4 protein-coding genes are annotated in these 11,097 nt (G+C 44.0%); 2 read left to right on the forward strand and 2 right to left on the reverse strand.

Annotated features, from left to right (window positions below):
• The first annotated feature begins 18 nt into the window (after positions 1 to 18).
• Positions 19 to 1,686 carry an ArnT family glycosyltransferase gene (locus tag BLP33_RS25300; RefSeq protein ID WP_139160072.1) on the forward strand — a complete coding sequence of 556 codons (1,668 nt, stop codon included), beginning with the start codon at positions 19 to 21 and terminating at the stop codon, positions 1,684 to 1,686.
• A gap of 164 nt (positions 1,687 to 1,850) precedes the next feature.
• On the opposite strand, the gene BLP33_RS25305 is transcribed toward BLP33_RS25300, so the two are convergent.
• Positions 1,851 to 3,659: a RagB/SusD family nutrient uptake outer membrane protein gene (locus BLP33_RS25305; protein WP_090534461.1), complete on the reverse strand. Its 1,809-nt coding sequence runs from the start codon at positions 3,657 to 3,659 to the stop codon at positions 1,851 to 1,853.
• A gap of 11 nt (positions 3,660 to 3,670) precedes the next feature.
• Positions 3,671 to 6,991, reverse strand: coding sequence for a SusC/RagA family TonB-linked outer membrane protein (locus tag BLP33_RS25310; RefSeq protein ID WP_175490115.1), 3,321 nt, complete (start codon positions 6,989 to 6,991; stop codon positions 3,671 to 3,673).
• A 567-nt stretch (positions 6,992 to 7,558) separates the two neighbouring features.
• Here BLP33_RS25310 and BLP33_RS25315 point away from each other — a divergent pair.
• On the forward strand, positions 7,559 to 11,056 hold the full coding sequence (locus BLP33_RS25315; RefSeq protein WP_090534453.1) for an RHS repeat domain-containing protein: 3,498 nt from the start codon (positions 7,559 to 7,561) through the stop codon (positions 11,054 to 11,056).
• The last annotated feature ends 41 nt before the right edge of the window (positions 11,057 to 11,097 follow it).

Here is an 11,097-nt window from a genome sequence, read left to right on the forward strand (position 1 = left end):
TGAACATAAATATTTTTAGTGGATAGTTCATCAGCTTCAATTTTCTCTTTACAAAAGCGGCCTTATCTTATTGTGCTGTTATTGGCTATCGTGCTCAATGTAGCCGGTATCGGCATCAAATTCTTTACTGATGATGGGGCGTTGTATTCGGCCCTGGCCCGGAGCATGGCACAAAGCAATAACTTTACCGATCTGATGTATCACGGTGCCGACTGGCTGGATAAACCGCATTTCCCCTTCTGGATTATCGCTATCAGTTTTAAGATTTTCGGCATCAATACTTTTGCTTATAAATTGCCCGCCCTGCTGTTCTTTTTCATGTCGGTGGCGTACACTTACAAGCTTGCCAAAAAGTTTTATGGCGATGAAACAGCTATTATCGCTATCCTGATCCTGCTTACCGCTCAACACGGCGTAATGTCAAATACGGATGTACGTGCCGAGCCTTATATCATGGGCTTGCTGATGGGCGCTGTTTATCACTTTTATAAGGTAAAAGAACGGTTCAGCATGGCCCATGTGCTGCTGGCATCCATATTTACAGCTTGCGCGGTAATGACTAAGGGCATCTACCTGCTCATCCCGATAGGGACGGCTATCATCGGCGAATATTTATTTAAAGGAAATATCAAAGGCGTGTTCCACTGGAAATGGCTGCTCTCGTTTATATTGGTGGTGATATTTACTTTACCCGAAATTTATTCGGTGTATACCCAGTTTGATCTTCACCCCGAAAAAGTTGTTTTCGGTCGCACCGGGATTTCAGGCATCCACTGGTTTTTGTGGGACAGCCAGTTCGGGCGTTTCAACAATAACGGTTACATTACGAATACACACGGCGACAAACTATTTTTTGTTCATACCCTGCTGTGGGCTTTCGCGCCATGGGCTATTCTCCTGTTCTATGCACTATATGCTACCGTCAGGAAAATGATTAAACGCATAACCCAGCCCGAATATCTGTGTATCTCGGGAAGCGTATTAATGCTGCTGATCTTTTCAGCTTCCAAATTTCAGCTGCCATTTTACACTAATATCCTGTTCCCGTTTTTTGCTATTATAACCGCGGTTTTTATTAGTTCATTAAAAGCTGGCGCCGGGTTAAAGTTTTTCAAGATGGCTCAATATATCATGACAGGGCTTTTATTGGTTGCTGTTATGGTGCTTAATTTCATTTTCGCGCCCGAATGCTGGCCGGTATTTGTTTTGTTGATTGCAGGGTTTATTGGATTGTCCATCTACATTTATAAAAATCCGACACCAATTTATCAGCCTGTATTTTTATTTACCTGCGCCGTGTCTGTTTTAGTGAATGCTTACCTGGTGACCGTAGCTTATCCTATTATTGTTGATTACCGCGGGGATCTTTCGGCCGCCGAATATCTTAATCAAAATTACCCGCGGCAAAAAGTGAGTGCGGCGGTTTTATCAAATACCTTCGATTTTTATTACAAAGGCGAAGCGACTTATAGTAACATTGATGATATTCTAAAAACAGACAGTCTGAAAAGCCGGATTATAGTAGCCGATGAAAAAGCGGTAGCCGAATTAAAAGACAAAGAGATTGCTTATACTATAATAAAAGCTTTCCATGATTTTCCTCATGAAAACCTGAGCCTGCCCTTTATCATCAAAAAGAAGAGGAGTACTACTTTGGATCAATTTTATCTGATCAGGATCAGGTAGAGCAACGCCTGCTATAAATTGGCAATGTCAAAATTAACAACTACCTTCTTGTTAAACGTTCTAAACGGAGGATCTATTTAGGCCAGGTTTGTAATTATAGGGTGATAACACATAACAATCAAAAGGCTGTCCCTGAGGCAGCCTTTTGATTGTTTTAAATAAATTTACCAGCCCGGATTTTGCGCTAACGCGGGATTAAGGGTAATTTGTTGCGCCGGAATCGGGTATAAATAATTTTTTTCCGAAAAATTACGCGCTGTATTGTCAAGGATCAGTTGACCGTTAGCATCTAACGCGTTGGTAGGAGCAGGCTTTAAAGGGTTTGGCCCAACATCGGCCTGCGTACCTTTAAATTTAATACCTACCGGCCACGGGCTTACAAAAGCACTGATGTTTCCATAGGCGGTACCGCCGGTGTTGCTAACCAGGTCGGTAGCGGCACTATGCCAGCGCTTAATATCGTCAAACCTGAAGTTTTCATAATAAAGCTCAATAAAGCGTTCCCTTCTGATCTCCGTACGCAGATCCAATCCGTTTGCACCTGCGAAACCATTGGTTAATGGCGGCATATTTTTATTAACACGCAGGCGCACCAGGTTGAGCGATTTGTTGAGATCGGCATCTGTTATGGCACCGTCACGTTCATAAACCGCTTCAGCATAGTTCAGCAATACTTCGGCATAGCGGATCACCGGGTAATCTTCCGACTCTTTGGTATCCGGGCAGTTGCGTTCGGTTACCCATTTTTGATTGGTATAACCGCCAATCTTAACAACTTTTCCCATAGATAAAGCGATATCAGCGGCATCATTTAGCCAGGTTACCCGGTAATTGGCGTTGCCATACCAGTAGTACATATTGTTAACCTGGATAGTATACTTTAAACGATTATCGCGGTTTATAAATTCCGATCCGTAAGTTTCAAAACCCTGGAACAGGGGCGATTTCTCAATAGGCAATCCATCCTGGCATAAAAATGCGTTCACGTATTTATGCTGAGGCCCAATCTGCGTTCCCTGCCGGCTGATATTTGTTCCGATTGTTTTGCTGACATCGTCATAACGGTACGATAAAAGGTACTCATGATTAGCAGTTTTGGTAACTGAAGCCGGGTTTGATTTTGGATTTTCGAGGATGAAAAGGTATTTCTGTGCAGAGTCGCCCAATATGGTACTGTTACCACCCAGGGCATTTGAAGCCGCTGTACCGAAAAGTGCAAACTGATTGCTGGTTATCACCGCGTTGGAAGCCGCGGCTGATTTATCGAGCAGCATATTATAACGGGTTGCATCGCCGTTTCTGAATTTTTGCCAGGTGCCTTCATAAAGTGCAACCCTGCCTAAAAACGCTTGCGCGGCGGGTTTGCTCACCCGGCCAAAATCTGCAGAATTGGCTAAGATGGATGCAGGCAGATTTGGTATGGCTGCTTCCAGATCGGCAACAATCTGATCAACTATCTGATCGCGTGATGCCCTGGTTCCATAAAGTTCGGGCGAATCAAGGTTCAGCGTTTTGGTGATCAGCGGAACCCCGCCATACAATTGCAGTAATTCAAAGTAACAGTAAGCCCTGAAAAATTTGGCTTCGGCAACAAACTGGCTGATGCTGGCCTGATCGGGGAAAGTGGCGGCCTTTTCAAGTAAGTAGTTGCAATTCCTGATCCGGGAGTAATTATTATTCCAGTACGAATCACTTGCCGGTACTGTATTAATACCTGCGCCATAAACGCCACCTCCGCCAAATACATCGGCACGCCCGTCATAATGAGGGTTATCTGCAAACGAATTGTTGAAATTACGGAGATAACCATAATATTGGTTAGCAAATGTTTTAAAATCATTGGCCGACTTAAAATATGCCGCATCCGATAGCTGGTCCTGCGGTTTGAGGTTAAGTGACTTGTTGCAGGCGAACAAACCTGTAACAATAATTATTGAAAGGATACTGAAGATCCTCCGGTAAATATTTTTCATAATCATTTCAATTAAAAAGTAATGTTTGCGCCTACGGTTACATACCTGTAAAATGGATAACGCTCATTGCCTGCGGTGGTCCTGGTCATTTCAGGATCCCAGCCATCATGAATTTTGCTGTATTCCCACAGGTCGCTTCCCGAAATGTAAAACCTTAAACGGCTGATAGCTTTGGTATGCTCCAATAACGACTTAGGTAGAGTATAACCGATAACAAGGTTTTTCAGGCGTACATATGCCCCGTTTTCAACAGACCAGCTTGAAATCTGGTAATTGTAACCATTAATTCCATTGCTATGCAGGTTAGGGTAATAGGCACTTGTGTTTTCAGGAGTCCAGGTTTTACCAACCCATTGGGTGGTTTGCGCCTGGTAAACGGCGGCAAAAGGTACGCGCCAGTTATTTGCACCACCATTGGCCCTGAATATTGTCCGCTTACCAACCCCTTGAAAAATGCTTGTAAAATCAAAACCTTTCCATTGCAGGCTTAATGTCAAACCAAAAGTATAGCGCGGAATGTCGCTGCCTAAATAAACAAGGTCGCCCATATCTTTTGCCGATGTACCTGTAGTAAGCTTACCATCGTGGTTAACATCAACAAAATAATTATCTCCCGGACGTAAGCCTGAGTTTTGACCCGGCAGGTTGGTTAAAGGGGTGGCTACAGGTATGCCGATAGTATTGATCACTCCGCCGGGGGCATAATAGGTGGAGTTATAGGTATCAACCTGTGCCTGTGTTTGGAAACGGCCTCCGTATTTAAGGCCGAAATATGACCCAAGCGGATAACTCTCAACGGTAGCATTATAACCCGCACCTAATGCCGGAACGCCGTTAAAATATACCAATTTGTTTTGGCTGTTGGTAATATTACCCGAAATACTATAAGTTACCTGCCCAACGTGGTCTCTCCAGGTTAATTGCCCTTCCCATCCCCAGGTTTTCAGGTCGCCGTTATTTGACTGGGGCGCGCCGATACCCAAAACCGCCGGATAGGTAACACTCACCAGCATGTTTTTATTCTGATTGCGGAACACTTCAAAAGTTCCGTTTAAGCGGCCGTTCAGCAAACCGAAATCAATACCAATGTTCCGTTTAATCACTGTTTCCCAGGTCCTGTTAAGCGAAACCAGGTTTCCGGTGGTGGTAGTGGCGGTTGCGAGCGCTGAACCTAAAAGGGTATTGCTGTTCCCGACATTAAGCGATTGCAGGTAATCATAAAGGCCGATGCCACCCTGGCTGCCCGACGTAGCGTAAGAGGCCCGTAGCTTTAACTCGCTAAAAATATTTGTTTTCTTGATGAAGCTTTCTTCGCCTAAGCGCCAGCCGCCCATGAGGCTGTAAAATGGTTTCCAGCGTTTATCTGCAATAAATTTTGAAGAACCATCATACCTGCCGGTTCCTTCAAACAGATATTTGTCTTTATATGCGTAGGTAGCTCTTGCAAAATATGAACCCAGGGCGTAGTGGTTGCGCTGTTCGTCGTTGGTTACAAAACCGGCCAACGAACTGCTTAGCCCCAAATTTAAAGAAGGCACATCATCGCTGCCCAAATTGTAGGTACGGGTATTAAACATATCATACTCATCCCTTTCGTAGGAGCTGCCGATCATTAACGATACATCATGTACATGGTTGAAAGTATTGGCATAGGTTACGCGGCCAATGAGGTTATAATATTTATCATTGATATTAGCACGAAAATAGTTTTGGCTCCCTCCCGAAGTACCACCTGCCGGCGCGGTAGTCCCGGTCAGGTATTTATCATCGTATGAATAAAGGCGAACCGTTTTGGTTTGCACACGGTCATCCTGCCACCAAACGTTATATCCCGCTGTTCCGGTAAAGGTAAGGTGCTTCATGAAATTATAGGTAAGCGTTGAGTTTAACAGTGCCCGGCTATTATTTTCCAGGTTGTCGCCTCCATCCCTTAATAGTCCCGCGGGACTTGTTACTCCTCCCCATTGATATGGCCGGCCAGATTGCGTGAACATAGGCAAACCGATCTGAAATCCGTTTCCGAGCGCACTGTAACTTCCCGAAGTATACATGGTTGGCTGTTGAATATTATTTTGCTCAAGCGCAATATTGGTTTCCAGTTGCACTTTATCGCTGAATCTGTAGCTGTTATTAAGTCTGAGATTGTAGCGTTGATTACCGTTATTGCCAATCCGGAGCTGGCTGCCGTCATTTAAATACCCTAACGAAACACGATAAGTGTTTTTTTCTGTTCCGCCTGATACCGAAAAATTGTGTTGTGTTGAAGTAGCCCTTCCCCATATGTACTGTTGTAGTGATACATCAATAAAGTCAAGTTCCTTTACATCGAGGAATGCCGGTACAGGCAAGCCGTTATAAAACGAATTTGCAGTGATACCTCCGGTGGTGTTTCCGGGAATCTGCGATGCCAGTACCACCGTGCCTTTATTGGCCAGCGCGAAATTGGCCAGTTGGTACCAAAGGTCGGTTGTTGGCGCTACTCCATAATTATCATTTGTTCGGGCCTGAAGCAGGCCATTTGCCCACTGATCAATGTTGGTCATCTTGGGCTGAAGGCCTAATAATTTCTGAGACACAGAAGGGTCATACTGGATCACCATTTTACCCGCTTTACCTTTTTTGGTAGTGATCAGTACAACACCATAAGCTGCACGGGCACCATATATTGAAGCCGAGCCATCCTTCAAAACTGAGATATTGTCGATATCATTAGGGTTGATAGAGTTTAGCTCGTTGTTATTGTTAAGGGCAACCCCATCCAAAATGACCAAGGGATCCTGTCCGTTAACGGAGGTTGCACCGCGGATCTGAAAGTTCCAGTTTTCGCGACCCGGCTGCGCCGAGCTCCTGGTTACCACCATGCCCGGAACCTGGCCCTGTAAATTGGCAATAGGGTTATTAGTTGGTCCGCGGTCTTCAAAAACTTTTGAGCTCACCGTGGCAATGGCGCCTACCACCGATGGTTTTTTTTGTGTACCGTAAGCAACCACTACAACCTCTTCCAGATCGCTTCTTTTGTTTGATAACTGAATGTTGATAACAGGGTCATCGCCAACGGTCACTTTACGCGTGTTATAACCTATAAAAGCGAAAGATAACTTTGCTCCGGGGTTAACGGTTAGTTTGTACTTGCCGTTTACATCAGTTTGAATGCCATTGGTAGTGCCAATAACCTGCACAGTTACACCAGGCAAAGGGTCCCTGGAGACAGAATCTGTTACAGTACCGCTGATTTGACGGCTTTGCGCCGCGGCATGATAGCCCATGCCTACCAGCAGCAAAAAAACTAAAAGGCACCTTGCCGAATACTTTTTTTGGTAAAAAAAACTCATAGTTTTTAAATTTTTAGGTTTGTGACTTAGTGTAATGATTGGCCCTATCCGCTCAATCACCATAAAGACACACGCAGGATTTTATTATACTCATTAATGAATGAGATTCTTTTTAGTGGAAGGGAGCTTTAGTGGGAAGGCAAAATAATTGGAGATGGAAATGGGATGGTGTTTTAGTTGATTGGTATGGTTTGTAACGGCACTGAGCAAGACGCCGCAATCGGACACCTGGAACCGTCATAACATACGGCGGGGTTAATGATTTGGAGCGATTTACCTATAGCGGCGAACGAGACACGTTCGTACATGAAGCGTCGTTAACACTATGCGCGACACCGCATAAGGCTACGATTATTTGATATAGAGTATTATTTCTGCCGGATATTTTTATCTATATTTGGATTGCCTGAATAATAAATTCACAGAAAACTTTATCACGATGAAACAACCACATACTATTCAATGCACGTGAGTGTATCGTAGTAGCTTTTTTATAAACGATACTATATCCCTTCAGTCATTTTCTATCTCGCTTCATTTGCATCTTTAATTTATCATTATAACCTTATGCACAAGAGTTTCTTCATTATTTTATTGGTATTCTTTTGTTCTCAATACGCAAAAGCACAGTCTTTAGCCGACATCAAATCTCCGCGAATAACGCCACCTGCGCCAGAAGCAGCAGCGTTAGGAAAATATGGTCAGATCCCTATTGACAAAAATTCAGGGATTCCACAGATAGCTATTCCTTTGTACGAGATCAAAACACCGCGATTCAGTATACCCATATCTTTGTCTTACCATGCTTCAGGCATTAAAGTTGACGAGATGGCAACGTGGGTAGGTACTGGATGGTCATTAAATGCAGGCGGGGTAATTACCCGAAGTATCGTGAATTTACCAGATGAAGATAATTATCTTTCTTATCCGTCCAAAACAGCCTCCCAGATTAGGAATACCAATGACACAACCTACTTGAAGGAGGCAACAAACCATCCGCCAGCATATGACACTCAGCCTGATAACTTTTTTTATAATTTCCTTGATAAATCAGGTGCTTTTGTTTTTGGCAGCGACAAAGTTCCGGTGCTCACTCCATATAAGCCGATAAAAATTACATTCAACCTCACCTCTACAACTAAAACCTTCACTATAGTAGATGAGAGCGGCAACGCATATTTATTTAACGATATAGAATCCACTGCAAGCGGCATTAGCACATCGCTTTCCGGAGCCTCAAGTTGGTATTTGAGCCAGATGATCTCCGCTGACCGCTCTGATACGGTGAAGTTTATCTATCAGGTTGACCCTGTAAATTATAACCAATACTCATACAGCTATACGCAGAATTATGGCCCATATATGGATGGAACGACGTGTAACACCACCTCAAGTTTATGGCCGGCGTCGGTAACAAGAACAAGGAATGTAAACACGGTGGTCAATCCAACTTACATCAAACAAATTCTATTTAGAGGCGGTAAAGTTGATTTTGTTGCCAAAAGCGGCCGGCTCGATGGCGCGCACTTTTCGCTCGACTCTGTAATAGTATCCAATTACGACTATCAGGAAAAAAAGTACGGGCGAATAAAAGGCTTCAAATTGTATACGGGGTATTGGTTTAACGATTTAAACAATCCAACATCGGACGGCATCGTAGTAATCAACAAATACCGTTTGAAATTAGACAGTGTGGCGGAGACGGATAAAAATAATGTTTCCATACGATCACATAAATTTGAATACAACCCGATGCTCTTGCCGCCGATGAACCTGTGTGCGCAGGATTATTGGGGATACTATAATGGAAAAAACGGTAATCAGACCTTACTTGAATCCAAACAATATGCTGCCGGCAGCGACGTGTACACCGTGGCAGGGTCTGCAGGGGCAGACCGGCAGCCAGATTCTGTCTATATGAAGGCTGGTATGCTGGAAAAGGTAATTTATCCAACACATGGATATACTGTATTTAACTATGAGCCTCACCGGTATCTTGATTATTCCCAGACCACGAGCCAACAGCAAACCGCCCTTGCCAGTTCCGTGGGTTATTACAGCGAAACTAAGTCGACTTACTTTACGACCGGAGCTGCCACAAGCGGGTCGACAGTGCCAGGCATTCTTACCGTACTGCTGAAACACACAAGCAGCTTTCCGGGGCAATTGCCAGAAACGCCTTACGTGGCAATCTTTAAGGTTTCTACAGGAGGAAACATATACTTGAAATATGCGAATACTACAACCGATATTAATAGCACGGAGATAATCCAATTAGAACCCAGTACCCAATATCGTCTTTATGCGCTGTCGAAAGGAGGGACGTCTTCAATGAGCACAGACCAATTGCCAACAGCAAGTATCAGTATCAAATACACGGTACAGGTAACAAGTCCGCCAACGGTGAAAATAGGAGGGGGTATAAGAATACGTACGATAAAACACTATGAACGTTCCGGGGCGCTTGCGACGACCGAAACGTATAAATACGGTTCAAGTATGAGCGGCGTTGGAGAACTCATGAATGGTAGCTTGGTATTCTTAAACGCTAACCGACGCATTTTTTATGGATTTTTCAACGATCAGATTCATCAGGCTCCAGCTATTTGTACTGCGGAAGAGATTATATATGCCAATAATTCGATCTATTCGTTATCCACCCTTAGTGGCAGTCCGATAAGCTACGGCGCAGTGACTCAGTTTAATGGCGATAGCGTAATGAATGTCGGCAAAAGTGTGTATGTGTATGGCAATTACCCTGACAGTTTACTGATAGTGGATAGTTATTACCAAAACGGCGTGAAGCCGATTCCTGTAACCTGGAAAAATGGTCAAATAATCTACGAAGCCCATTATTTAAACAAAGGGAACAATCAATATGCCGTTTTGCAGGAAAAATTTAATGATTATTATGATTTCGCGAGAACCGGAGGCCAGGGATTGTTTATCGGGCCTCGCTACGAAACGGTTAATTTCAATCCTTACAATTGGCCATTTCACCCGATTGATAACTTTATCTTTTTTGATTACCCGATCTCTTCCGGCAGCCGTGTGCCCAAGCAAACAATCACGGTCAATTACGATACGGACGGCATAAAAAAATTAGTACAGGACACGGTTAATTACTATTATGACAATCTAAACCACGTCTTTCCAACCAGGATCACTCAAAAAAGCAGCAGAAGTGAAACGCTGCAAAAACAAATCAGTTATCCGCAGGATATGGTCAATGCAGGTAAAGACCCAACCGGCATCTATGCAGCCATGACAACAGCCAATATGATCAGTCCAGCCATCGAGTTCGCCGAATCAAAGAACGGGACACAATTGATGAAATCAAGGACAAATTATGCGGTTACCAATAACTTGATAGAACCACAAACGGTTGAATTACAAACCATGGCCAACCCCTCAGAAATACGGCTGAATTATCAGAAGTACGATACCAAGGGCAACATTCTGACTGTATCCAAACAGGGTGGGCCAACCCAACGATATATCTGGGATTATCAGAGGGCTTTTCCGGTGGCACAGATTATCAATGCAGGTGCTGATTCAGTTGCTTATACCAGCTTTGAGGCCGATGGTACAGGGAATTGGACTATTGCATCAAGCCAGCGCGATATCACCGCCGCATTTACTGGTAACAAATCCTATAACCTCTCAAACGGCGCTATAACCAAAGTCAACTTGACCGCAGCTAATACCTATGTAATATCGTACTGGACCCGCAATGGATCGGCGTTAACCATAGCTGGTACCGTAGCCGGTTACCCGCTGAAAGGAGGGACTATTAACGGGTGGACCTATTACGAGCACCAGGTTACCGGGCAGACGACAGTTGCCGTATCAGGTACAGGTAATATTGATGAACTCAGGTTATATCCGAAGGGCGCTCAGATGACCACCTATACTTATTCGCCGCTGATCGGCGTGACCGGTTCGATAGATCCGAAGAACAATGCCTCGTACTACGAATATGACGGCCTCGGACGTTTGCAAAACATCAGGGATAAAGACGGCAACATCGTTAAACATACAGATTACCATTACCAGGGACAATAACAAATTAGAACCAATCACATGAAAAAATTAACCTTAATCAC

It is taken from the genome of Mucilaginibacter sp. NFR10 (genome assembly GCF_900100445.1).
GTDB classification, from domain to species: Bacteria; Bacteroidota; Bacteroidia; order Sphingobacteriales; family Sphingobacteriaceae; genus Mucilaginibacter; species Mucilaginibacter rubeus.